Consider the following 24649-nt stretch of genomic DNA (forward strand, 5'->3'; position numbering starts at 1 on the left):
GGCCGGCTCCCCGCCTGCCGCCGCGCGAACCTCAGAAAACGTCAGCGACTGTGCGAGGTCAGATTCGCCAGGCTGACACCCGGCATCGCAGCGCGGACCTTGTCGCCATCCGCGACGCCTTCCGACTCCGCACCCTCGACCACGCCTTCCCCATTCGACGTGACCAGCAGCTGGTCCTCGTCGAGCACTTGTCTGCGCATCGCGACACCCACCGCCAGGATGTCGATCACCAGCAGGTGCAGGATGCGGGTGACCATCGGCAAATGGGTGGTCACGTCTTCGGGGTAGTCGATGATCAGCGCGACATCGGCACGCTTGGCCAGCGGTGACTGGCTGGCGGTGATCGCAATCACCGCGGCCCCACGGGCCTTGGCCTTTTCCACCACCTCCAGCAGCTCGGGCAGGCGGCCACTGGCGCTGATCACCACCACCACATCCTTCGGCTTCAGCACACCGGCCGCCAGCATCTGCAAGCGTGAGTCGGTGTAGGCCATGCTCGGCAGCCCGAAGCGCAGGAACTTGAATTGCGCATCCATCGCGACCACGCCGTAGTGGCCGAGTGCGTAGAAATCGATGCGCTGCGCGTCGAGCAAGGTCTCGATCGCGCGGTTGATCATCTCGCGGTTCAGCTGGCTGCGCACCTGCAGGATCGCCGAGGCGGTGTTGCCCAGCACCTTGCTGCCCAACTCCAGCATCGAGTCGTCGGTGGTCACCTGCGTGTGCGTGATCGGCACCGTGCCGGTCAGGCTGGATGCAAGGCGCAGCTTGAAGTCCGACAGGCCTTCGCAACCGAGCGAGCGACAGAAGCGGATCACCGTCGGCTGGCTGACCTGCGCCGCCTTCGCGATCTCGGCGATCGGGTCGTTCAGCACCGAGCGCGGGTGTGCCAGCACATGGTCGGCCACGCGCAACTCGGCCGGCGTCAGCTCGCCACGCGCGCGGCGGATCTGCGTCAGCACGGCCGAGGCTGGCGCACTGCTGATCGTGCGCAGCTGCGCTTCGAGGATGGCCGACGCGCCGATGAAGGTCGCGTGCTCGGCGGTGATCACGAAGGTCGGGATGTCCGACAGGTAGCGGCTGAAGCGACCCTTGTCTTCGAAACGGTCGCGAAACGGCGAGCGGTCGAAGTACGAGCCCAGGCGCGGCACGATGCTGCCGCCGATGTAGATGCCACCCAATGCACCCAGCGTCACGGCCAGGTTGGCAGCAGCCGTGCCGAGCAGTGCGCAAAACACCTCCAGCGTGTCGACGCAGACCTTGTCGGCGCCGTCGAGCGCTCGCTGCGTGATCTCGGGTGCCGACAGGTTGTCGGCCTTCTCGCCGGCGTAGTCGGCCAATGCGCGGTACATCAGCTCCAGCCCGGGGCCTGACAGCAGCCGCTCGAACGAGACATGGTCGTACTGCTTCCATGCGTGGCGCAGGATCGCGATCTCGCGCTCGTCGCGTGGCGAAAAGCTGGTATGGCCACCTTCGGAGCCGAGCGAGATCCAGCCGTCGCCGGCCGGGATCAGGCCTGACACGCCCAGCCCGCTGCCCGAGCCGAGCAGGCCGATCACGTTCTGCTTGCGGGCGCTGCCGCCGCCGACCTGGCGCAGGTCTTTCGGGCCCAACCGCGGCAGCGCCATCGCCAGCGCGGTGAAGTCGTTCAGCACGACCAGGGTTTCCAGGCCCAGCCGCTGGCGCATCTGCTCGATCGAGAACTGCCAGTGGTAGTTCGTCATCCGCACCTGATCGCCTTCGACCGGGTTGGCGATCGCAACCGCCGCATGCTGGATGTGGGTGCCGGCCGGCAAGGTGGCCACGTAGGCGCTGACGGTGGCGTGGAAGTCGGCGTGGTCCGCGCAGCGCAATGATGCGATCTGCGTGAACTCGCCCTGTGCCACCTCGAGCGCGAAGCGGGCGTAGGTGCCGCCGATGTCGGCAATCAGCCGGGGGCTGTCGAACGATGCCATGGGAGACGATTTGCGCGGGGCGCCGGGCGTGAGGTGGGCCATTATCGAGCGCTTCATCGGCCACCTCGCTCGGCGCTACCCGCGCACGAAAACCAGCGCGGTACGCGGCGGAATCGTGAAGGTGCCCGACGCCGCGTCTACACGGGCCTCGCGGGCGCGCTGGTCGGCCGCGCCCGGTGTCGTGTGGACCGGGTGCAATCGCCAGGCTGCGCCCTTCGCCAGCTCGGGCAGCGTCAGCGCTTGCGCTGATTCGGCCACGTTGACGAAGTACAGCAGCTCATCAAAGCGCGCGTCGACCCGGCCCGTTCCGTCGAGCCGACCCACCAGCACCGCAGGGTTCTGCTGCGGGCCGCTGTTCGGGAAGCTCAGGCGTTGCCGCACCTCGGCCGCATCGCGCAGGCGAAACAGCGGCGTGCTGGCACGGACGGCGAGCAGGTCGCGAAAGGCGTCGCGCGTCCACGCGATGTCGCGCGGCGTGGGCTGGAGCGTCTTGTCCGCCAGCAGCGGTTGAAAGACCCTCCAGCTGCTCTCGTTGTCGCGTTGCGGCGGCAGGCCGGTGCCGAAGAAGTTGGTCTGGTACGACCAGTCGAGGCGGTTGAACCAGTCGCCCGAGTCGTAGCTGTTGCGGTCCAGCGACTTGCTGCGCAGCGTATCAATGCCGGCGTGGAAATAGGCCACACCCTGGCTGAACAGGTTGATCGCGACGGCCAGCATCTGCACCCGCGCACGTTCGGCGCCGGATGTGCCGGGCGGCAACTTCAGCGCGTTGTTGTCGAACAGCGTCTGGTTGTCGTGGTTCTCGACGTAGTTGACCACCTCGCCCGGTTGGCTGGCATAACCCGCCGGTTGACCGGCGTAGTCGATCTGGTCGAGCCGCTTCGTCTCACCTTGCCAGGTCTGCAGTTCGTAGTCACGCAAGGTGCCGGCCAAGCCGATGCGCACCTGGTCGGCCAGGCGCATCGCCTCGTCGCGCGGGCCGTCGACCGCCCCGTTGGTGTAACCCTTGCGCTGCGTCAGGTTGTCGCCTTCGTCACCGGCCGAGCCGCCGCGCACGGCATCGCGCCCGCGGTCGCTGAAGGTGCCGATGCCACTGCCGTTCAACGACAGCTGCGAGGCCTGCACGAAACGTTTGCCGTCAGCGATTTCGCCAAAGTTCCAGCCCTCGCCGATCAGGTTGACGTGGCGGCCGGTGGCGGCGTTGACCTCGCGCTGCAGCACCTCCATCGCCGCGCGCGGCTGGTGCGCCATCAGGTCGAAGCGGAACGAGTCGATGCGGTACTGCGTGGCCCAGAGCTTGACCGAGTCGGTCATCAGCTTGGCCATCATCACGTGCTCGGTCGCGGTGTTATCGCAGCAGGTCGAGCGCTCGACGACACCGTTCGCGTCGAGCCGGTGGTAGTAGCCGGGCACGATGCGGTCGAGCACCGACTTCGGGCTCTGCCCCGCCGCGGCCGTGTGGTTGTAGACCACGTCCATGCCGACGCGCAGGCCGGCGCGGTGCAATGCCGCCACCATGGCCCGGAACTCGCGGATGCGTGCGGCGCCGTCCGCGGCGTCGCTGGCGAAGCTGCCCTCCGGCGCGCTGTAGTGGAAGGGGTCGTAGCCCCAGTTGAAGCAGTCCGTCGCCGCCACCGCCATCACCGCAGCCTGCTGCGCCTTGCTGTCGGGTGCGGCCTTCGGCACCAGCGGCGTCACGCAGCCCTGCTCAGGCACGGTCGCCAGGTCGAACACGGGCAGCAGATGGATGTCCGTCAAGCCGGTTTGAGCCAACGCGCGCAGATGACGCATGCCGCGGGAGGCGGTGTCGGTGAATGCCAGGTACTTGCCGCGGTGCGCCGCGGGCACGCTCGCATCACCGGCCGAGAAGTCGCGCACATGGAGTTCGTAGACCACCATGTCGGTGTTGGCCTGCACCTTGTCCGGCGCGCGGTGGGTGTCCCACCCGGCAGGCTTCAACCGCGCGTCGTCCCAGTTCGTGATGTAGGCGCGACGCGAATCGGTCGTCAGGCTGGCGGCGTAGGGGTCGCTCACGCGGTTGCGCACCCAGCCCGTGCCAGGCACGAACACGTCGACCAGGTAGCGGTAGTAGCGGCCGCTCCAATCGGCGGGTTCGGTGTGGCGCCAGGCGCCGGTGGCCTCGTCGCGCTGCAGCGCGCGAGCGGCGAGCGCAGGGCCGTCGCCGTGCCGATAGACGCATACAGCCACGCCCCGGGCAGTGGGCGCCCACAGCTCGAAGCGGGTCGACCGGGCCGCCGCGACCGTGGCACCCAGCAGACTCAGCTGCCGGGCCGGCGAATAGACCTCGTCCAGCCAGGCCGGCCACTGCAGCGTGGTCACATCGAGCAGGGTGCCGTCCGCCGCTTCATGGACCAGCGCCCATTGACCGGTGATCAATGCGGGCAGCCGTGCGGCGTCGTCGGCCGCCACATCCAACCTCACGCCAGGCGCCAGGTACTTGAAGCGAGCGACAGGCTCGGGATTCGCGGCCGCACCGAGCGTGAACGCGTCATCGACGCCTTGCGCCACCTGCCCCTTGGCCAACACCAATCGGCCGGCGGCGCTGCGGACCAGCCGGAAACGGCTGCCGGTGCGCGCCTCGACGGCCGGCCATTGCAGCTGGTGCCGGTCGAGCCAGATCGCGCGCGCATCGACCGGGCCGGTCGACGCGTGCAACACGGTTTGCCAATCCGCCACGTCGCAGTCCGCCAATGTCGGGGCGGTCGCGGGCACCGCAGCCAAGCTGACCGTCGGACCGGCCATCAGCGAAATCAAGGCGGCGCGCCAGACCGGCGCGCGTCGTCGGGTTGTCAAGATGCTTGCTCCATGCCACGCGTCGCCGTCATATGACGGCCAGCCGAGACAGTAACAAAACTACATCATTCGCGCGCTCATGGATTCCCCTGCCATTGAGATTCATCTATGCTGCACCGAAGAAGATCGCCAAAGTGTGCGTATCTTTACTACACAATCAGCGGTTCTCATTTGTCCGTTGAGGACCATCACCAGCCCTTCGCTTCCGCGCCGATGAATCTGACCCTGCGATTTCGCGATGCCTCGTTCGCTGCGCTTTTGGCCACCGTGACCACGGCCCAGGCCCAGCCGGTCGACCTGAGCCCGGTGCCCTTGCAGCCGCCGCCCAGCGTGCTGCCCGAGGGCTGGCACCACGGCGCTTTCATGGAGATCTTCGTCCGCGCCTACCAGGACAGCGACGGCGACGGCATCGGCGATCTGCGCGGCCTGATCTCGCGGCTGGACTACCTGAAGGAGCTGGGCGTCAAGGGCCTGTGGCTGATGCCGATCCAGCGCAACGCCGATGGCGACCACGGTTATGCGACCAGCGAATTCCGCAGCGTCGCGCCCGAGTACGGCACGCTGGCCGATTTCGACGAGCTGATCAAGCAGGCGCATGCGCGCGGCATCGGTGTGGTGATGGACTACGTGATCAACCACAGTGCCGCGCAGCACCCGCTGTTCGTCGAGGCCCTGAAAGGCAAGGGCAACCCGTACCGCGACTGGTTCGTCTGGAGCGACGTGCCACCCGCGGGCTGGGACATCTGGGACAAATACCCCTGGTACCACGCGGCTGCGCGGCCCTGGCTCTTCCAGGGCCACCCCAAGGACCTGCCGAAGCCGCCGCCGGGCGCGACCGGCTTCTACTTCGGCACCTTCGGCCCGCACATGCCCGACTTCAACCTGCGCAATCCGCAGGTGCTCGAGTACCACCTGTCGAGCCTGCGCTTCTGGCTCAACCGCGGGCTGGACGGCTACCGCCTCGACGCCGTGCCGCACATGATCGAGAACGACGCGGTGCGCTGGAACGACCAGCCCGAGAGCCGCCGCCTGACCAAGCAGCTGCAGGACCTGATCAAGCAGTATCCGCATCGCTACGTGGTCTGCGAGGCCACCGCCGAGCCCGCGGCCTACGGCGACCCGGCGGTCTGCGGCGGCGCCTTCTCGTTCGGCTACACGCAACACTTCGTCGGCGCGGCGCGCGGCGACGCGTTGTCGGTGCAGAAGCTGGCCGAGTTCTACCGCACGGCGTCGCCGACGATGGCGACCTTCGTTTCCAACCACGACATCTTTGCCGGCCAGCGCCTGTGGGACCAGGTCGGCGGCGACCTGGCGCGCTACCGCGTCGCCGCCGCCGGCTATTTGCTGCAACCCGGCACGCCTTTTATCTACTACGGCGAAGAGGTGGGCCAGGCCGGCGTGATGCAGCTCGAAGGCGACCTGCCGCTGCGCTCGCCAATGAGCTGGTCGGCGGCCCCGGGCTCGGTGGGCTTCACGACCGGCACGCCGTTCCGGCCGTTCGCACCGAACGCCGAGGCCTTCAACGCGGCCGCCGCGACGAAGGACCCGACCTCGCTGCACGCCTTCTACAAGGCGATGCTCGGGCTTCGCAACAGCCGCCCGTCGATCGCGAAGGGCAGCTTCGAAGCCAGCTTCGCCGATGGCCTGGTGCTCGGCTTCCAACGCCGGCTGGGCATCGAGCGCAGCCTGGTGGTGATCAACTACGGCACCCGCGCCGCCATGGTCCGCGTGCCCGGCCTGGCGGCGAGCGACCGGCTGCAGCCGCTGTACCCGGCTCGCGCCGACGCCACGACCGGTGACACCTTGACGCTGGCCCCGCAATCGATCCAGGTCTTCGACCTCCAAGCCCGATGAAACTCCTGCCGTTGGCACTGGCCCTGCTGGCGGGCGCGTCCGCCCACGCCCAATCGATCGACCGCGTCGAGCCGCCTTTCTGGTGGGTCGGCATGAAACACCGGCCGCTGCAGCTGATGCTGCACGGCCAGCAGCTCTCGGGCCTGACGGCCCAGATCAGCGCACCCGGCGTGTCGGTCAGGCGCACGGTGGCGCTGCCGAACCCGAACTACCTCGTCGTCGAACTCGACGTGGCGGCGAATGCGAAACCCGGCCCGGTGACCCTCTTGCTGAAACGCGGCCAGGCCACGGTGCTGCGCCAGCCCTACGAGCTGCGCGCCCGTGCGCCCGGCTCGGCCCAGCGGCAAGGCTTTGGCCCCGCCGATGCGATCTACCTGGTCGTGCCGGACCGCTTTGCCAACGGCGACCCGACCAACGACACCGTCGACGCGCTCGGCGACCCGGTCAACCGTGCCGACCCTGGTGGCCGCCACGGCGGCGACCTGCACGGCATCGCTCAGCACCTGGACTACATCGCCGGCCTCGGCTTCACGCAACTGTGGCCGACGCCGATCGTCGAGAACAAGCAGGCCAAGTACTCGTACCACGGCTACTCGGCGACCGACTTGTACAAGGTCGACCCACGCTTCGGCAGCAACGAGGACTACCGGCGCCTCGCCGAGCAGGCCCGGGCCAAAGGCATCGGCCTGATCATGGACCTGGTGCCGAACCACATCGGCTCGGGGCATTGGTGGCTGACCCCTCGGCCGGCCCTTCCCAAAGCGGGTTCGCCCCCCCTTGGAGGGGAGACGCCAGACGCCAGCGGAGCCACATTGCAGGACCTGCCGACACCCGACTGGCTGAACCACCCCGCCCCCTACGTCGAGACCAACCACCGCCACGTGACGGTGCAAGACACGTATGCCGCTGCCGCCGACAGGGCCGGCCTGACCGACGGCTGGTTCGTGCCGACGATGCCCGACCTGAACCAGCGCCAGCCGCTGCTCGCAACCTACTTGGTGCAAAACGCGATCTGGTGGATCGAGTACGCCGGGTTGTCGGGCATTCGCGCCGACACCTACCCGTATTCGGACAAAGCCTTCCTTGCCCGCTGGTCCGGCGCGATCATGGCCGAGTACCCGAAGCTGTCGATCGTCGGCGAGGAGATGACCGACCATGCATCGATGGTCGCCTACTGGCTGCGCGGCCACCGCAACCACGACGGTTATGTGTCGCACATGCCGAGCATGATGGACTTCCCGCTGCACGGCGCGCTGCGGCAGGCGCTCATCGAACCCGAAGGTCAAGGCTACGGCACCGGCTTCGGCCGGCTCTACGAAGCGCTGGTCGAAGACATCCAGTACCCTGAACCGTCGAACCTCGTGCTGTTCGAAGGCAACCACGACACCAACCGCGTTTTCTCGGCGCTGGGCGAAGACCGCGCACTGAACAAGCTGGCGCTGACCTACATCGCGACGATCGCCCGCACGCCGCAGCTGTTCTACGGCAGCGAGATCCTGATGAAGAGCCCGATCGAGCGCAGCGACGGCGTCGTGCGCAGCGACTTCCCAGGGGGCTGGCACGGCGACACGGCGGATGCGTTCACCGGCCGGGGCCTGAGCGAGGCACAGCGCGAGGCCCAGGCCTTCGTCAAGCGGCTGTTCAACTGGCGCAAGCACTCGGTGGCGGTGCAGCGCGGCCGGCTGGTGCACTACGCGCCGGATCGCGGCACCTACACCTACTTTCGCCACGACGTGCAGACCGACGCCACGGTGATGGTCGTGCTGAGCAAGGCTACGGACGAAGTCAGGCTCGACACCCGCCGCTTCGCCGAACTGCTGCCGGCCAATGCCAAAGGTCTCGAGCTCTTCAGCGGCGCGGTGCTGGACCTTTCGGTCGAACTCGTCGTGCCGCCGCGCTCGGCGATGGTGATCGACCTGGCTCGGTGAGCGGTGTCAACTTGCCGGGCAGTCGGCAGCCCGCAATGAGTTGCTCGTGCGGCAACTCTGGTGCAGCGTGGTGGCCAGCGAGCTGACGGTCGGACACCGGCTGGCCGTCGTGATGACGTAGTTCTGGTTGTCGAGCGAATCGTCGACCTGGTCGTACGGCTGCACGTTGCGGGCGTTGTCACTCAAGCCTGCGGCCGTCGGAAACTGCATGCGGCACACGAGGTAGTCGGTGCCGGCGGCCATGCCCGACAGGCGCAGCGTGCCGCTCCAGGTTCCATCGGTCACCACCGGAATGATGCACAGGTAGTACTTGTAGCCGGCGATCGCACGGCCGCTGTTCTGGTCCACGGCATCGCCGAAGGAGCAGTCGATTTCGCGGGCACTGTCGTAGCCGCTGAGGCTTTGCGTGTTGACGCCGAGCGAAGCCGGGAACGAGCTCATCGTCTTGGACACGTAGCCCGCGAGGATGTAGGCGTCGTAGCTCTCGCACTGGTCCAGCTGAGAGGCCATGGTGACCTGGAACTCGCACTTCTGGACCACGTAGCCAGTGTCGTTGCTGAACACCACCGCGAGGTTGTTGGCGAGCTGATAGACGCTCTTGCCGTTGCCCATGTCGGTAGCCGGGATGGGAATGTTGAGGCTGCGGTTCTTCGGCCGCTTCAGCGTCGTGTTCTGCGGCAGCGGGAAGCCCAGCGCACCGACGTCCGCCGGGTCGGTGCGCGAGACCACCGACCGAAGGACCACCGAGTGCTGCTCGTCCGCCCGGTCCGTCCAGTCCACCGACACCTGCGCGAAGCGCATCGGATCGGTGAGTTCGCCCTCCAGCGTCACGGTCCGGGTGAAGTTGACGTTGGTCGTGGCTTCGTCGGTGTCGCCTGCCAGCTCGGACCAGCTCAGCTGGCCCTCGGTCGCATCGATCGCGGTGAACGCACGCATGGCCTCGATGCGTTCCTGTGCGAGCCGCGTGGCTTCGCCGCGCTGCTTGGCCACGTCGGCGCCGCGCGATAACGTCATCTGCATGCCGACCAGCCCCATCAGGCCGAACGCGGCAACCACCATCGCAACCATCGCCTCCAGCAGGGTGAAGCCGCGCTGGCCACCGGGACGCCGTCGAACCGCACGGAGTGCGCGAAGGTTGGGCAACATGGTCGTCCCTTTCATCAGAAGTCGCGCCAGCTGCCTGGCACACGGACCATCGTGCCGGTGAAGCGCCGCGCATTCTTCAGGGCATCGGCGTCGTATTCGGTGGTGCCGTTGCCGTTGTTCCGATAGCCTGCACAGGCGATCTGCGCCCCGTGGATGCTGGCCGATCCCGTGCCGAGGTCATTGATCTCGGCACTGTTGGAGAAGACGAGGCCGTAGATGTCCCAGGTGCCGTTGATGTCCAGCCCGCTGGCCGTGACCAGCGTCACCGGATCGGCACTGCTGCCGAGCGTGCCGTTGCCGCTGAGGTGAACGTCGGTGTCGAAGTAGAAGGACCGCCAGCCGTCGCCGTAGGCGTCGGTGATCTTGTTCTTGCAATCGGAGGCGCTCGTGCAGCTCAGCTGCTTGGTGGAAGGGGCGGCACGGTACTTCTCGATCGTGCTGCCGAAGTAGGCGTTGAACATCGCCGAGTTCTCGCAGGTCGGATCGTTGCTCGACAGGTTGGCAAGCGACGCATCGTTGCCGACCAGGGCGTTCTGGGAGGGCACGCCCGGCAGTGTCGACAAGTCGGTGCCCGGCCCGGTGGTGATCCCTTCACCGGCATTCACCAGCACGCCATTGGTCTCGACGTTGGCATTGATCAGGTTGTAGGAGCCACCGATCGTGCAGGACTTGCCGCAGGTGAGCGGCGCCGCAGGAGCAGCACGCAGCAACGGGCGGATCTTGATGGTGGTGGTGACCACGGCGTTTCCATCCGTCGCGGCAGCGTCGTCGGGCGAGCAGACGTTTTCGCTGGCGACGCAGCCGCGCGACGTGATCTGCACCGCCTCCGGATCGCCTGCCACGGCGGCGAACGACACCGTGAAGCTGGGTTCGATGTCCGTGCCCAGAGAAGCCACCGCATCGGGCTGGCCGGCCGCGGGCACATCGGGGCAATCGCAGGCCGGGCCGTCCGCGGTCAGGCGGCAACCGGGGAAGACGTTGTCGGCCGGGATCGCCGCGCTGGAGGACGGCGTAGCGTCCCACTGCGTCATCACATAGCGCTTGCGGAAAGTGGTCGTCGCGGTGTCACTGAGCTCGCAGTCCGTGTCGATGTTGTACGGTGAGTTCAACATGCCGGTCGCCCACTCGATGCCCGCTTCGGCGGATTCCAGCGCCTGCGTGGCCCGCATCTGGTTGGCCGAGATGCGCTGGTCGAAGAGCAGCCCGCGGTTCAGATGAAGCACGCCGAGCGCCGTCGCGAACAGCAGCAACATCACCACCGCCAGCGAGGCGGCGCCACGTTGGGGACGTATGGTCATGCCGGACATTGGCCCTCCAGCTGGTCGTTGCGCGGGCGCACCCTCGCTTCGAGGGTGCGCTGTACGCTCGTGTCACTGACCGACTGCCCACGCAGCCGGATGACGAACTGCCGCACGGTCATCGCGGGGCAATTGGGCGCGCCGACCGCGCAGGCGGTGGCACACAGGCCGCCGAGCGCCAGCTCGGTCGCCGTGGTATCGATGGAGAACTCGCTCACCGTGACCAGCGTGCCGTCGGTCATCGGCTCCCAATGGTCCTCCTGGGTCTGCATCTGGAGCACGCCATCTTGCAGCCGGAAGCCGAAATGCTCGGTCTCGCCCACTTCGTCTTCGGTGGCGTCGTGCGAGAACTGGTAGGTCACCTGATCGGCCGACGCGCTGTCGATACCGCGGTACGGATTGGCCACCGTCGCGCCGCCACTTCCGGTGATGTTCGTGCCATTGATCGCATTGCCCCAATAACCGGCGCGGCGCAGATCGCGCGACACGAGGTCCATCGCGGATCGCAGGTCCTGGTTCAGGCGCGCCTCGAGCAGCAGGCGACGGCTGTTGTTTGCATTGGTCGCATACAGGCTCACCGTCCCGGCGACAACGAACAGGCCGATGGCGGTGCCGACCATCAGCTCGACCAACGAGAAGCCCCGCTGCTGATGTCGGGCGGCGAAACGTCGGCGGCGTGTCAGCATGCTGAATACCCCGGTACGGATCCGGCCAGTACGCACAGTTGCGCGCGACCCATCACGTTGCTGGAAACGCGCAGCTGCACGCTGTCGTCGGAAGCGGCGAAGACGAAAGCCTGGTCGGCGGGCTGCGCCAGCGCACGCATCGCGTCGTAAGCGACAGAAGTGGAGGCCGTTACCGTCACACCAGGTGGCAGGGTCACGGTCTTGAGGGCTTCGCCGTTGACGGTGATGGCATAGCCATCGCCCGCCGCGTTGGTGTCCATGCTCACTGGCAGGTGCTGGCGAATCGCCTCGCTGCGGGCGTATTGCAGGTCGGTGCCGAATTCGGCGCTGGCACCCTGAACCCGCAACCTCGTGAACATGGCGGCAAAGCTGGGCACCGCGGCGGCCAGCACGATGGCGACCACGCACATCGCGCTGAGCAATTCCGGAAGGGTCATGCCCCGCTGGCGCGTGACCATCAGCGGCTCCAGCATCCTGATGGCGACGGAGTCGCCGAGCCATTGGCCACCGTGATGGTCAGCGTGCTGCAGCCTGTGTCGTCTTCCTGGCCCTTGCCGCTGACCGCCGTCGCGGTCAGGGTGTAGCCGGTACCGGTGGCACCGGTGATGCTCAGCTCGTAATAGCCCGACTTGCTGACCGAAGAACCCAGATTGAGCTCATCGGCGATCTCGTCGGCATAGGTTGTGTTGTTGCTGCGCCAACGTTCCTGCGCCTGTTGCACCGCCGCGGTGGCGTCGATCGCATCGCTGCGGCGGCCCTTGCGGACAGACTGTTGATACGCCGGCAACGCGACGGCGGCGAGGATCGCCACCACCGCGAGCACGATCATCAGCTCGACCAGGGTGAAGCCGGCGTGGCTTCGGGCGGACAGGGTCTTCTCCATGACCCTTGTTACCGACTGTTTCCTTGGGAAAATTAGCCCGAATCTTTCCGTTTATCGGCAGGAATCGACCGTTCGTCCCAAAGCAGCGGACAAGCGCGGTGGAGCAAGACCGGCCATCGGACGAGCGGCAGAGTGCTCGGTGTACCCGTCGCGCCTGGCACGCAGGCTCATGGCCGGGTGACGTTAGACCAGCGGCGCCAGTTTCTCAGTTGAGCGGGGTGACGGGCTGCCGCCGCTTGATTTCCGGCATCGAGAACTCGCGCCCGATCACCGAGCGGGCGTACAGGTAGTTCAGCTTGGCGCGGGCGCTCAGGCTGTCGAGGTTGACGCTGCCGGCAGCGTCGCACTCGAAGGCGTAGGCACGGCCGGCGTCGAACAGCGACTGGAAGCGCAGCTCGTAGTGTCGGCGGTCGGGAAACTGCAGGCGCAGATCGGATTTCATGGTCAGCCCTCCTTGGACGTCATCCACGCGGGCCTGGCCATAGGCTTCGGCCCCTGGGCGTATCTGACGCCTGAACGGACCCCATTGGCATCCCCAGCCCGCGGGACGCCCATCCCCTGCCTGTGGGACTTTGAGGGGCTCAGCGCCACAAGCGGGTGGACCTTGCGACATATTCACGTCGCCACGGCTGGTGGCGGGGTGGCCCGGGCCGCAGCGGCACCAGCCACCGCGATTCAGGGCAGCTTTGCCCCGTCTTTCGTCGTGATGCGCCAGCCCCAACCGTCCAGCCTCACATCGCCCAGCACCGGGTGGTCTGACAAGGACTGCGGGCTCGCCGACAGGTTGACGACCACGGTGACCTGGTCTTCGTCGCGCGTGCGCTGGAAGGCGAACAGCGTCGGGTGGCTCAACTCGACGATCTGCAGCGGCCCACCCAGTGCACCGTTGACCAGCGCCGGGTGCTCGTGCTTCAGCTTGAACAGGCGGGCGTAGAAATCACCCAGCGGGTAGTTGTTCCAGGTGATCGGGTCCTTCTCGAAGAACTTCAGCCGCTTGTCCAACCCGCCCTCCTGGCCACCGTAAAGCAGCGGCATGCCGGGCAGCGTGGCGGCCAGCACAGCGAAGGCCTGCAACGACGGGCCAAAGGCCTCGGCGTCACTGGCCTGCCACGAATTGCTGTCGTGGTTGGCGGTGTAGCGCATGCGGTAGGCGTCCGCCGGGTACGCCTGCTTGGGCTGGGTCAAGAACTGCACCAGCGCCGACTTGCCGGCGTTGCCTTTGGCGACCGCCTTGAAGACGTCGTACAGGCCGAAGTCGTAGGTCATGTCGAACGCGCCGTCGTGCATGGCCGGCGTGTCCCATTCGGCGAGCATGAAGACCGGCTTGATGCGGTCGAGCGCGGCCCTCGCCTCGCGCCAGAACGGCATCGGCACCAGGCCCGCCACATCGCAGCGGAAGCCGTCGACATCGATCTCGCGGACCCAGAACGACATCGCTTCGATCATCGCCTGGCGCAGGCCGGGCCGGGTGTAGTCGAGCGCGACGACATCGGTCCACTCTTCCTTGTGCTCGCCTTCGCCAAAGGTGACCGGGTGGATCTCACCCTTGGCGTTCTTCTTGTACCAGTCGCGATGCTGGCTGACCCACGGGTGGTCCCAGGCGGTGTGGTTGGCGACCCAGTCGAGGATCACCTTCATGCCCAGCAGATGCGCTTGCTGCACCAGGTCGCGCAGGTCCTCCATCTCGCCGAACTCGGGGTTCACCGCCATGTAGTCGCGCACGGCGTAGTAGCTGCCCAGCGTGCCCTTGCGCTGCTTGACGCCGATCGGATGCACCGGCATCAGCCACAGGATGTCGACCCCCATCGCCTTCAACCGCGGCAGGTGGGCGCTGAAGGCCTGGATGGTCCCCTGCGGCGTGTACTGGCGCAAGTTGACCTCGTAGATCACGGCCAGGCGCGACCAGGGCGCATGGGTCACGTTGTCGGGTGGCAGGGCATCGGCAGCGAAGGACGGCATGGTCACGCCCAAGCAGAGCGTGGCCAGCATGGCGCGGGCCAGCAGACGTTGAGCCGAGAGGTGACGCATCGAGGAACTCTCCCCATCAAGGTCTTGCGCGGATCCTGCAGGGAGCGTGGAGGCTTCATTCAGCAGGGCAGGTGCAGCAACTCGAAAGGCCCGCGCCCGCTGGCGGCAGTGATCAGGCCCAGCACGCGGGTGGTCTCGGCCCCGATCATCGGCCAACTGAAACGCCAGCCCCAATTGCCACCGAGCACCCCGGGGATGTTCATGCGGTGGCTGCTGGGCAGGCCCAGCACGTCCTGCAGCGGGAACACCGCGATGTTCGCCACCGAGTTGCAGCAAGCTCGGATCATCGCCCAATGCACGTCGTGTTCACTGCAAGCGAGGTAACTGCCTGCAAACGCGCGCTCGCGCGGGCTGGCGTGGTCCCACCAGCCGCGCACGGTGTCGTTGTCGTGCGTGCCGGTGTAGGCCACGCTGTTGGGCGTCCACATGTGCGGCAGAAACTCGTGCGTGCCGTCGCCACCGAACGCGAACTGCAGGATCTTCATGCCGGGGAAGCCGCAACCGTCGCGCAGCGCATGCACGTCGGGCGTGATGTAGCCCAGGTCCTCGGCGACGATCGGCAGCTTGCCGAGTGCCTGTTCGATCGCATCGAACAGCGGCTTGCCGGGGCCGGTCAGCCAACGGCCCTGGCGCGCATCCGGGCTCTCGGCCGGAATCTCGAAGTAGCCGGCAAAACCACGGAAATGGTCGATGCGGAACACATCGGCACTGGTCAGCGCGCGCTTGACGCGCGCCGTCCACCAGGCGTAGTTCTCGTCGGCCATCTTGTCCCAGCGGTACAGCGGATTGCCCCAGCGCTGGCCCAGCGGCCCAAGGTCGTCCGGCGGCACACCGGCCACCACCGTGGTCTGGAACTTGTCATCGAGCAGGTACAGGTCGGGCCGCGACCAGCAGTCGGCCGAGTCATGCGCGACGAAGATCGGCAGGTCGCCCATCAGCGACACGCCACGCTCGTTGGCATAGCACTTCAATGCCGCGCACTGGGTGTCGAAGCACCACTGCACGAATTTCCAGAAGGCAACCTCGGTCGCATGCTCGTTGCGCGCGGCGGCCAGCGCGGCTTTTTCGCGACGGGCCAGCGGCGCCGGCCACTCCCACCAGGGCTGGCCGCCGCGTGGCGAGCGGATCGCCATGAACAACGCGTAGTCGTCGAGCCAGCCGGCCTGCGCCTCGCACCAGGCCTTGTGCGCCGCCTTGTCGGCTAGCGTCGCTTTGGCGACGAAGCCGGCGGCAGCGGCACGCAGTTGCGTCTCACGCCATGGCAACACGCGGCCGTAATCCACGCAGGCGGCGTCAAAGCCACCATCGGGCAAGGCCGGCGCTTCGAGCCAGCCACGTTCGACCAAAGGCTCCAGCGCGACCATCCACTGGCTGCCGGCAAAAGCGCTGACCCCCTGGTACGGCGAATCGCCCGGACCGATCGGCGTGCTCGGCAGCCATTGCCAGATGCGCTGGCCCGCCGACTGCAGCCAGTCGACGAAGCGGAACGCATCGGGGCCGAAATCGCCAATGCCGTGCGGGCCCGGCAATGAGGTGATGTGCAGCAGCACACCGGCGCTGCGCTGGGTCAGGTCCATGGGGTCAATCCTTCTCTGGAACTCAATATCTGAGGATCTGTTGCGATGCTCCAAAGGAGCCGTCGTCATCAAGTCGTCTGCGTGGATCCGGCTTGACCGGTCCACTGCAGAAGCCCCCTCGGGGGGCCTCGCCCGGACACGAACAGTCCTGAGGACTGATCGTGCCTGGCGAGGGGCCGGGTCTCTGGCCCGGCGCGGCCTGCAAGGCAGCGACCGGAAGGAAGCGTGGGGGTCTCATGTGCTTCGAAGCACGAGCAGGCTTCTTGGGGGAGCGGTCAGATGACCGCTGGCCGCGCTGGCGTGGGTCGGCGGCAGGCTGCCGCTGCTGTCCAGCCGCAGTTGCCAAGCGCCGGGTGGCAGCGCGAAGGGCTGCGGCGCGACATCGGGGTTGAACAGCAACAGCAGCGATGGCACGCGCGGATCGTGCGCACGGATGCGGCAGGCGAACGCGAGGCAGCCAGGCTCGTGCCAGTCGTGCACGTGCATTTCGGTGCCCACCGGCGTCAGCCAGGTCAGGAACGCATCGCCTGGGCCACCCGGCGGCGGGCAGAACCAGCGGTCGTGGTGCAGCAGCGGCTCATCGCGGCGCAATGCGGTCAGTTCGCCGACGAAGCGGATCAGGCCAGCATCGGCCTGGGCCCAGTCCAGCCAGCCGGTGGCGTTGTCTTGGCAGTAGGCGTTGTTGTTGCCGCCCTGGCTGTTGCCCAGCTCGTCGCCTGCGTTCAGCATCGGCGTGCCCTGCGCCAGCATCAGAGTGGCGAGCATCGCGCGGCGCACGCGTTCACGGGTGTCGCGGATCGCAGGGTTGTCGCTCGGCCCCTCGGCGCCGAAGTTCGCACTCAGCTCGCCGTCACGGCCGTCGCGGTTGTCTTCGCCGTTGGCGTGGTTGTGCTTGTGACGGAAGCTGACCACGTCGTTCAGCGTGTAGCCGTCGTGCACCGCGACGAAATTCACCGAAGCGCTCGGCGAGCGCTGGCCGTGGTGGAACAGGTCACTCGACCCGGTGAAGCGGCGGGCGAACTCACCCCGGCTGACTTGCACAGCGGCCTCGCGGCCGAGCCAGTAACCACGGACCGCGTCGCGAAACTTGTCGTTCCATTCCAGGAAGCGGCCTGGGAAGCGGCCGACCTGGTAACCGTCGTGACCCGCGTCCCACGGCTCCGCGATCAGGTGCACCTGGGCCAGCAGCGGGTCTTGCCGCAACGCGGCAAAGAAGGCGGCGTTCGGCTCGAAGCCGTGGTTGGTGCGGCCCAGCACCGGCGCCAGGTCGAAGCGAAAACCGTCGATGCCCATCTCGTGCACCCAGTAGCGCAACGAGTCGAGCACGAACTGCGCGACCCGCGGGTGCGCCACATGCAGCGTGTTGCCGCAGCCGGTCAGGTTCTCGCTGCGGCTGCAGTCATCCGGCACCAGGCGGTACCAGCTCTTGTTGTCCAGCCCGCGAAAGCTCAGCGTCGGGCCGAATTCGTTGCCCTCGGGCGTGTGGTTGTAGACCACGTCGAGCACGACCTCCAGGCCATGTTCGTGCAGCGTCGCGACCATCTCACGGAACTCGCGCGTCACCTTCGCGGGGTCGCCGCGCTGCGTCGCCAGGCGCGGGTCGGGGCAGAAGAAGCCCAGCGTGTTGTAGCCCCAGTAGTTGGTCAAGCCCTTGTCGGCCAGATGCGGCTCGTCAACCGCGTACTGCACCGGCAGCAGCGACAGCGTCGTGACCCCGAGCGCCTTGAAGTGCGCGATCGCCGCCGGATGCGCCAGCGCGGCATAGCTGCCACGCAAGGCCTCGGGGATGCCGGGGTGCGTCTTCGAAAAGCCCTTGACGTGGACCTCGTACAGCACGACATCGGCTGGCGCATGGCGCGGCGCGTTACGGCGCGCTGGCGCTTCGCCCAGCGGCTCGGCGACGCGGGCCTTGAGCGCCGAGGTCGCGTTGTCACGGGTGTCGAACGAGCGGTGTCCTTCGGGGTGGCCCAGCTCGTAGCCATGGTGCTCGGGCACCCAGGCAAAGCGGCCGACGATTTCGCGCGCGCCGGGGTCCAGCAGCAGCTTGTGCGGGTTGAAACGGTGGCCATCTTCCGGCTTGTAGGGGCCATGCGCGCGGTAGCCATAGACCAGGCCCGGCCCGATATCCGGCAGAAAACCGTGGAAGACACCGTCGTGCGGGCCGCTCAGCGCATAGCGCTTGAGTTCGCGTGACCCGGCGCCGTCGAACACGCACAGCTCGATGCGTTGCGCGTGCTCGGAGAAGACCGCGAAGTTGACGCCGCCATCGCGCGGGTGGGCACCCATCGGTTCATGGCGGCCGTCGAGCAGCTGCAAAGGCAGGCTGTGGTGCATGGAGACAAGAGAAGGGTCAGGCCGGAATCAGGAAGATCGTGGCCAGCGGTGGCAAGGTCAACACGATCGAGGCTTCGCGCCCATGCGCCGCCATCGGCTCGACGCGCAAGGTCGCATCCTTGTTGCCCATGTTGCTGCCGCCGTAGTGCGCCGAGTCGGTGTTCAGCGCCTCGCGCCAAACGCCGGCGCCGGCTGGTACGCCCAGGCGATAGCCCTCACGCGGCACCGGCGTGAAGTTGCTGACGACGATCACCTGGCGGCCCTGGCCGTCACGCCGCAGCCAGGCGAACACCGAGGCTTCGGCGTCGTCGTGGCTGATCCATTCGAAGCCCTCGGGCTCGCAGTCCAGCCGGTGCAGCGCGGGCTGCGTGCGGTACAGGCGGTTCAGGTCGCGCACCAGGCCCTGCACACCGGCATGGCGCGGGTCGTCCAGCCGCCGCCACGGCAGGTGCGCGTCGTGGTGCCATTCGTCAGGTTGGGCGAATTCCTGGCCCATGAAGAGCAGCTTCTTGCCGGGGTGGCCCCACATGAAGCCGTAGTAGGCGCGCAGGTTGGCGAAACGCTGCCAGTCGTCGCCCGGCATCTTGGCGATCATCGAGCCCTTGCCGTGCACCACTTCGTCGTGCGAAATCGGCAGCACGTAGTTCTCGCTGAACGCGTAGACCAGGCCGAAGCTCATCTTCTCGTGGTGCCAGCGGCGGTGCACCGGGTCTTCGCGCATGTAGGCCAGCGTGTCGTTCATCCAGCCCATGTTCCATTTGTAGTGGAAGCCCAGGCCGCCGACGTCGGTCGGCGCCGAGACCTTCGGGAACGCGGTCGACTCCTCGGCGATCGTCACCGCACCCGGCGCCTCGGTGCCCAGCACGCGGTTGACCTGCTGCAGCAGCGCGATCGCCTCCAGGTTCTCGCGCCCGCCGTGCACGTTGGGCACCCACTCGCCGGCCGGACGCGAGTAGTCGCGGTACAGCATCGACGCCACGGCGTCGACACGCAAGCCATCGACGGCGTAACGCTCGAGCCAGAACAGCGCGCTGCCGGCGAGGAATTCGCGCACCTCGTAGCGGCCGAAATTGGGGATCAGCGTGTTCCAGTCGCGGTGCACGCCTTCACGCGGGTCGGCGTATTCGTACAGCGCGCTGCCGTCGAACTGGGCCAGGCCATGCGCATCGCTCGGGAAGTGCGCGGGCACCCAGTCGAGCAGCACACCCAGGCCGCGTGCGTGGCAAGCGGCGACGAAGCGCGCCAGCCCTTCAGGCGGGCCGAAGCGCGCGCTGGCGGCGTACTGGCCCAGCGTCTGGTACCCCCAGGAACCGTCGTACGGGTGTTCGGTGATCGGCAGCAGCTCGATGTGCGTGAAGCCCATGTCGGCCACGTACTCGGGCAGGGCTGCGGCCAGGTCATCCCAGCTCGGGAATGGGCCGCTGCCCAGGCGCCGCCACGATGGCGCGTGCACTTCGTAGATCGAGATCGGCGCATCGCGCCGGTTGGCGGCGGCGCGACCCTCGGGCAATGCGCGCACCGGCGGCAATGGCGCGACCTTGCTGGCCGTGTCGGGCCGCAGTTGCGCCGCCCGAGCGTAGGGGTCGGCCTTCAGCGGCAGCAGCGTGCCGTCACGCGCCAGCAGCTCGAACTTGTAGAGATCGCCCTCGATCACGTGCGGGACGAAGATCTCCCACACGCCCGCCTCGTGGCGGTAGCGCATCGGGTGGCGGCGGCCGTCCCACTGGTTGAAGTCGCCGACGACACTGACGCGCTTGGCCGTTGGCGCCCAGACGGAAAAACGCACGCCGGCCACGCCCTGCTGCACCACCGCGTGGGCCCCGAGCACCGTGTACGGCCGGGGGTGGCGACCGGCCTTCAGCGCCAGCAGGTCACTCTCGGGCAACTGCGGACCGAAGGCGTAGGCATCGGCCAACTCGCCCAGCACCATGCCCTGCGGGTCATACAGCTTCAGGCGGTAGGCGAAGCGCTGTTTGCGGCGCGGAATCGGGCCTTCGAAGAAACCGTCCGGGTCGCGGTGCGCCAGGCTGACGAGCTTCTTGCCGGTCTTGGCATCCAGCACGTCGATCGCGGCCACGCTGGGCCAGACGACGCGCAGCCACATCTGGCCGTCTTCCTCCGGGTGCAGGCCCAGCACCGAAAATGGATCCGGGTGGCGCGCCGCGAGCAGGGCCTGGACGTGCGAGTCTCCGAGCATCTTTTCTTCGTCGTTCTAGAAAGGAGAACCGGCCAGCTTACACCCCCTCCGGGGCCACCCAGACGCGTTCGACATAGTCGCGGATCGTGCGGTCGGCCGAGAACCAGCCCATGCCCGCGACGTTGCGGATCGCGCGCTCGGCCCAGGCCGCCGGCTCACGGTACAGCGCATCGACCTTGGCTTGCGTGGCCACGTAGTCGGCGAAGTCGGCCAGCAGCAGGTAGCGGTCGATGCCCAGCAGATGATCGATCAGCGGCCGATAGCGCTCGGGCTCGGTGGGCGAGAACAGGCCGTTGTCGATCGCATTCAGCACCCGCTGCAGCTGGGCGTTCTCGCGCTCGTAACGCGCCGGTTGGTAGCCCTGGGCGACGAGCTGCGCGACCGCCTCGGTGCGCAGGCCGAAGACGAACATGTTCTCGACGCCCATCGCCTCGGCCATCTCGATGTTGGCACCGTCCCAGGTACCGATCGTGACCGCGCCGTTGAGCGCGAACTTCATGTTGCCGGTACCCGAAGCCTCGGTGCCGGCGGTCGAGATCTGCTCGGACAAATCGGCCGCCGGCAGGATGGTCTCGGCCAGGCTGACGCTGTAGTTCGGCAGGAAGGCCAGCTTCAGCCGGCCGGCGACGCGTGGGTCGTCGTTGATCGTCGCGGCGATGTCGTGCGCCAGCCGGATGATCAGCTTGGCCGCTTGGTAGGCCGAAGCCGCCTTGCCGGCGATCACCACCGTGCGCGGCACCCAAGCGGCCTGCGGGCTCTCGACGATGGCCTGGTAGCGCGCGACCACGTGCAGCAGGTTCAGCAGCTGGCGCTTGTATTCATGGATGCGCTTGATCTGCACGTCGAACAGGCTGTCGACGTTGACGACCAGGCCCAGCTCACGGCCGATGCGCTCGGCCAGGCGCTGCTTGTTGGCGCGCTTGACGGCCATGAACTCGCGGCCCAACGCGGGGTCGGCGGCCAGCGGTTTCAGCGCCGCGAGCTGGCCCAGGTCCTTGCGCCAGGCGGTGCCGATGCGTGCGTCCAGCAGGCCGGCCAGGCCCGGGTTGGCCTGCGCCAGCCAGCGCCGCGGCGTGACGCCGTTGGTCACGTTGTGAAAGCGCTCGGGCCACAGCGCGGCGTAGTCCGCGAAGATGGTCTGCACCATCAGCTCGCTGTGCAGCGCCGAGACGCCGTTGACCTTGTGCGACGCGACGATCGCCAGCGCCGCCATGCGCACGCGGCGTTCGCTGTGGTCGCTGCCTTCGTCGATCAGCGACATGCGGGCGACCCGTGCGTGGTCGTGCGGGAAGCGCTTGCGCACCTCGTCGAGGAAGCGGTGGTTGATCTCGTAAATCAGCCCCAAGTGGCGCGGCAGCAGCTCTTCGAACAGCGAGACCGGCCAGGTCTCCAGCGCCTCGGGCATCAGCGTGTGGTTGGTGTACGAGACGGCTTGTGAGGTGATGTCCCAGGCCTGGTGCCACGGCAGGTGGTGCTCGTCGAGCAGCAGGCGCATCAGCTCGGCCGGCGCCAGCGCGGGGTGGGTGTCGTTCAGGTGGATCGCGTTACGCAAGCCCAGCGTGGCCAGCGGCTGGCCCTCGCGCAAGTGGCGCGCGATCAGGTCCTGCAGCGACGCGCTGACGAGGAAGGCCTCTTGCTTCAGGCGCAATGCGCGGCCGGCTGCTGTTGAGTCATCCGGGTAGAGCACCCAGTTCAGCGTGTCGGCCGCCAGCTGGTGGCGCGAGGCCGCAGCGTAGTCGCCATGGCAGAAGGCGTTGAAGTCGATCGGGTCGGCTGCGCTGGCCTGCCACTGCCGCAGCGTGGCCACGCGCTCGCTGTGGTGCGCCGGCACGATGAAGTCGAAGGCCGACGCGACCAGGCGCTCGGCCGGCTCCCAGTGGTGACGCAGATCGGCGCCGATGGCCACGCGGCCGCCGAAGCCGACCGGGTAGCGCAGCTCGGGACGCGGCAGCTCCCACGGCTCACCGAGCTTCATCCAGTCGTCGGGCCGTTCGACCTGGCGGCCACCGTCGATGCCTTGGGCAAACATGCCGTAGCGGTAGCGCAGGCCATAACCGAATGCGGGCAGGCCCTGCTCGGCAAAAGCATCGAGGAAGCAGGCGGCCAGGCGTCCCAGCCCCCCGTTGCCGAGCGCCGCGTCGCTCTCGCGTTCCAGCACATCCGGCAGCGAGTGCCCAAGCTTGGCGAGCTGGTCACGTAGTTCTGTTTCGAGGCCCAGTGCGGCCAGCGCATTGCCGAGCGCGCGGCCCATCAGGAATTCCATCGACAGGTAATGGACCCGGCGCGACACTCGCTGCCCGTCGGGGCCGGCGTCTTCGGCCTGGGTGCGTGCCCAGCGCTGGGCCAGCAGCTCGCGGCAGGCGGCTGCCGCTGCGCGAAGGGCAGCTTCGGCGCTCGCACCCTGCGTGGCCAGCCCCAACTCACGCTCGAAGGCAGCCCTGAACGCGGCGCGCAGCGCGCCGTCGTCGGCAGCGGAGGTGGGGCGGTTCAGGGCGGTCATGGTGGTGTTCACAGTGAAGCGTTGTTCCGTGTTGGCGGCCCGCTCGCTCAACCAAGAGCCAGCGGCCTCAAGAGCCCTTGTGCAGGCCCGGAAGGTTCACACGCGGCCGAAGCGGCACGTGAACGCAGCGGAAGTATCCAGGATTCGGCCTATTGATTGTAGTTTGACTACATATGGAAAACCCGCACTTAATCATAAGTGCTTGATTTTATTGGTTACATCAGCGAATCAATGATGAAAGTCAGATTGTGCTGCCGTAGTCATGAATGTATATTCTCTACATTCTTGCTGGCCGTCGACACCGCTGGCGGATCGGTAGCGTCCGCCCGCAACGGTGGCCGCCAACAAGCAACAAAGGCGTGATTGCGAGACAAGCCGGGCGGGCCTTCAAGGCGCCGCACCGTGCGGAGGTACGAAGTGGCGGACGTGAAGCTGCAAGGCGTGGCCAAGGCCTATGGCGCCACGAAGATCCTGCACGGGGTCGACCTGGAGATCCGCAACGGCGAGTTCATGGTCTTCGTCGGCCCGTCGGGCTGCGGCAAGTCCACGCTGCTGCGTGTGATCGCGGGCCTGGAAGACATCACCGGCGGCACGCTGGCGATCGGTGGCAAGGTCGTCAACGACGTGCCACCGGCCGAGCGCGGCATCGCGATGGTCTTCCAGAGCTACGCGCTGTACCCGCACATGAACCTGTTCGACAACATGGCGTTTGGCCTGAAGCTGGCCAAGATGCCGAAGGACGAGGTCGAGCGCTCGGTGCGACAGGCGGCCAAGATCCTGAACATCGAGCACCTGCTCGACCGCAAACCGAAAGACCTGTCCGGCGGCCAGCGTCAGCGCGTGGCGATCGGCCGCGCGATCGTGCGCAAGCCCGAGGTCTTCCTGTTCGACGAGCCACTGTCGAACCTGGACACCGCCTTGCGCGTGCGCATGCGCTACGAGTTCGCCAAGCTGCACGAAGAGCTGAAGACAACGATGGTCTACGTGACGCACGACCAGGTCGAGGCGATGACGCTGGCCGACCGCATCGTCGTGCTGTCGGCCGGCAAGATCGAGCAGGTCGGCGCGCCGATGGCGCTGTACGAACACCCGTGCAACCTCTTCGTCGCCAAGTTCATCGGCTCGCCCGAGATGAACATCCTCGACGGCACGCTGGTTTCGGCCGATGCGCTGGGAGCGACCGTCAAGCTGGCCGGCGGTGCGGTGCTGCACTGCGCGGTCGACGCGACACGCGCCAAGGTGGGAGACCCGGTGCGCCTGGGTGTGCGGCCCGAGCACCTGTGCGAAGGCGGTGCCAGCAACACGATCGACGTGAAGGTCACGTTCGTCGAGTCGCTGGGCGGCACGACCTACGCCTACTGCGACTACCCCGGCGCCGAAGACACGCTGACCTGCGAGCTGGATGGACACTCGCACCCGAAGCAGGGCCAGACATTGAGCCTGCAGGTGCCGTCA

Annotated in this window: 16 protein-coding genes; 3 read left to right on the forward strand and 13 right to left on the reverse strand. The window is 67.4% G+C overall.

The genetic code is table 11. The annotated features are described in order from the left end of the window. Window positions 1-41 precede the first annotated feature (41 nt). Both VFY73_RS07140 and VFY73_RS07145 read right to left on the reverse strand, forming a co-directional pair. Window positions 42-1952 carry a glucokinase gene (locus VFY73_RS07140; RefSeq protein ID WP_329717236.1) on the reverse strand — a complete coding sequence of 637 codons (1911 nt, stop codon included), beginning with the start codon at window positions 1950-1952 and terminating at the stop codon, window positions 42-44. A 75-nt stretch (window positions 1953-2027) separates the two neighbouring features. After that, on the reverse strand, window positions 2028-4763 hold the full coding sequence (locus tag VFY73_RS07145) for an alpha-1,6-glucosidase domain-containing protein (protein ID WP_329717237.1): 2736 nt from the start codon (window positions 4761-4763) through the stop codon (window positions 2028-2030). Between the two features lie 213 nt (window positions 4764-4976). On the opposite strand from VFY73_RS07145, the gene VFY73_RS07150 reads away from it, so the two are divergent. Then, entirely contained in the window at window positions 4977-6617 is a 1641-nt protein-coding gene (locus tag VFY73_RS07150) for an alpha-amylase family glycosyl hydrolase (protein WP_329717238.1), read from the forward strand. Further along, entirely contained in the window at window positions 6614-8545 is a 1932-nt protein-coding gene (locus tag VFY73_RS07155; protein WP_329717239.1) for a glycoside hydrolase family 13 protein, read from the forward strand. Before VFY73_RS07150 ends, VFY73_RS07155 begins: the two co-directional genes overlap by 4 nt. Before the next feature lie 6 nt (window positions 8546-8551). On the opposite strand, the gene VFY73_RS07160 is transcribed toward VFY73_RS07155, so the two are convergent. From VFY73_RS07160 to VFY73_RS07210, 11 genes are all read right to left on the reverse strand, one after another. Then, a complete protein-coding gene (locus tag VFY73_RS07160) occupies window positions 8552-9691 on the reverse strand; it encodes a prepilin-type N-terminal cleavage/methylation domain-containing protein (RefSeq protein WP_329717240.1) in 1140 nt (379 codons plus the stop codon). A gap of 14 nt (window positions 9692-9705) precedes the next feature. Next, a complete protein-coding gene (locus tag VFY73_RS07165) occupies window positions 9706-10989 on the reverse strand; it encodes a pilus assembly PilX N-terminal domain-containing protein (protein ID WP_329717241.1) in 1284 nt (427 codons plus the stop codon). Further along, window positions 10986-11675, reverse strand: a complete 690-nt coding sequence (locus VFY73_RS07170; RefSeq protein ID WP_329717242.1) for a PilW family protein — start codon at window positions 11673-11675, stop codon at window positions 10986-10988. The genes VFY73_RS07165 and VFY73_RS07170 overlap by 4 nt, the downstream gene beginning before the upstream one ends. Continuing rightward, complete coding sequence (locus tag VFY73_RS07175; protein ID WP_329717243.1) at window positions 11669-12133, reverse strand: GspH/FimT family pseudopilin; 465 nt, start codon at window positions 12131-12133, stop codon at window positions 11669-11671. The genes VFY73_RS07170 and VFY73_RS07175 overlap by 7 nt, the downstream gene beginning before the upstream one ends. Further along, window positions 12133-12558, reverse strand: coding sequence for a type IV pilin protein (locus tag VFY73_RS07180; RefSeq protein ID WP_329717244.1), 426 nt, complete (start codon window positions 12556-12558; stop codon window positions 12133-12135). The genes VFY73_RS07175 and VFY73_RS07180 overlap by 1 nt, the downstream gene beginning before the upstream one ends. 205 nt (window positions 12559-12763) lie before the next feature. After that, the gene (locus VFY73_RS07185) at window positions 12764-13000 is read right to left on the reverse strand and encodes a hypothetical protein (RefSeq protein WP_329717245.1); all 237 of its coding nucleotides are present in this window, start codon (window positions 12998-13000) and stop codon (window positions 12764-12766) included. 233 nt (window positions 13001-13233) lie between these two features. Next, window positions 13234-14586, reverse strand: coding sequence for an alpha-amylase family glycosyl hydrolase (locus tag VFY73_RS07190; RefSeq protein ID WP_329717246.1), 1353 nt, complete (start codon window positions 14584-14586; stop codon window positions 13234-13236). A 59-nt stretch (window positions 14587-14645) separates the two neighbouring features. Beyond that, a complete protein-coding gene (gene malQ / locus VFY73_RS07195) occupies window positions 14646-16163 on the reverse strand; it encodes a 4-alpha-glucanotransferase (protein ID WP_329717247.1) in 1518 nt (505 codons plus the stop codon). 234 nt (window positions 16164-16397) lie between these two features. Continuing rightward, window positions 16398-18497 carry a glycogen debranching protein GlgX gene (gene glgX, locus VFY73_RS07200; RefSeq protein WP_329717248.1) on the reverse strand — a complete coding sequence of 700 codons (2100 nt, stop codon included), beginning with the start codon at window positions 18495-18497 and terminating at the stop codon, window positions 16398-16400. Between the two features lie 16 nt (window positions 18498-18513). Beyond that, window positions 18514-20694: a 1,4-alpha-glucan branching protein GlgB gene (glgB, locus tag VFY73_RS07205; RefSeq protein WP_329717249.1), complete on the reverse strand. Its 2181-nt coding sequence runs from the start codon at window positions 20692-20694 to the stop codon at window positions 18514-18516. Between the two features lie 37 nt (window positions 20695-20731). Then, the gene (locus tag VFY73_RS07210) at window positions 20732-23194 is read right to left on the reverse strand and encodes a glycogen/starch/alpha-glucan phosphorylase (protein WP_329717250.1); all 2463 of its coding nucleotides are present in this window, start codon (window positions 23192-23194) and stop codon (window positions 20732-20734) included. A 417-nt stretch (window positions 23195-23611) separates the two neighbouring features. On the opposite strand from VFY73_RS07210, the gene VFY73_RS07215 reads away from it, so the two are divergent. Further along, a partial coding sequence (locus VFY73_RS07215; protein ID WP_329717251.1) for a sn-glycerol-3-phosphate ABC transporter ATP-binding protein UgpC occupies window positions 23612-24649 on the forward strand: 1038 nt, incomplete at its 3' end.

Origin of the sequence: Ideonella sp. (assembly GCF_036277275.1) — a bacterium.
Classification (GTDB): domain Bacteria; phylum Pseudomonadota; class Gammaproteobacteria; order Burkholderiales; family Burkholderiaceae_C; genus Ideonella.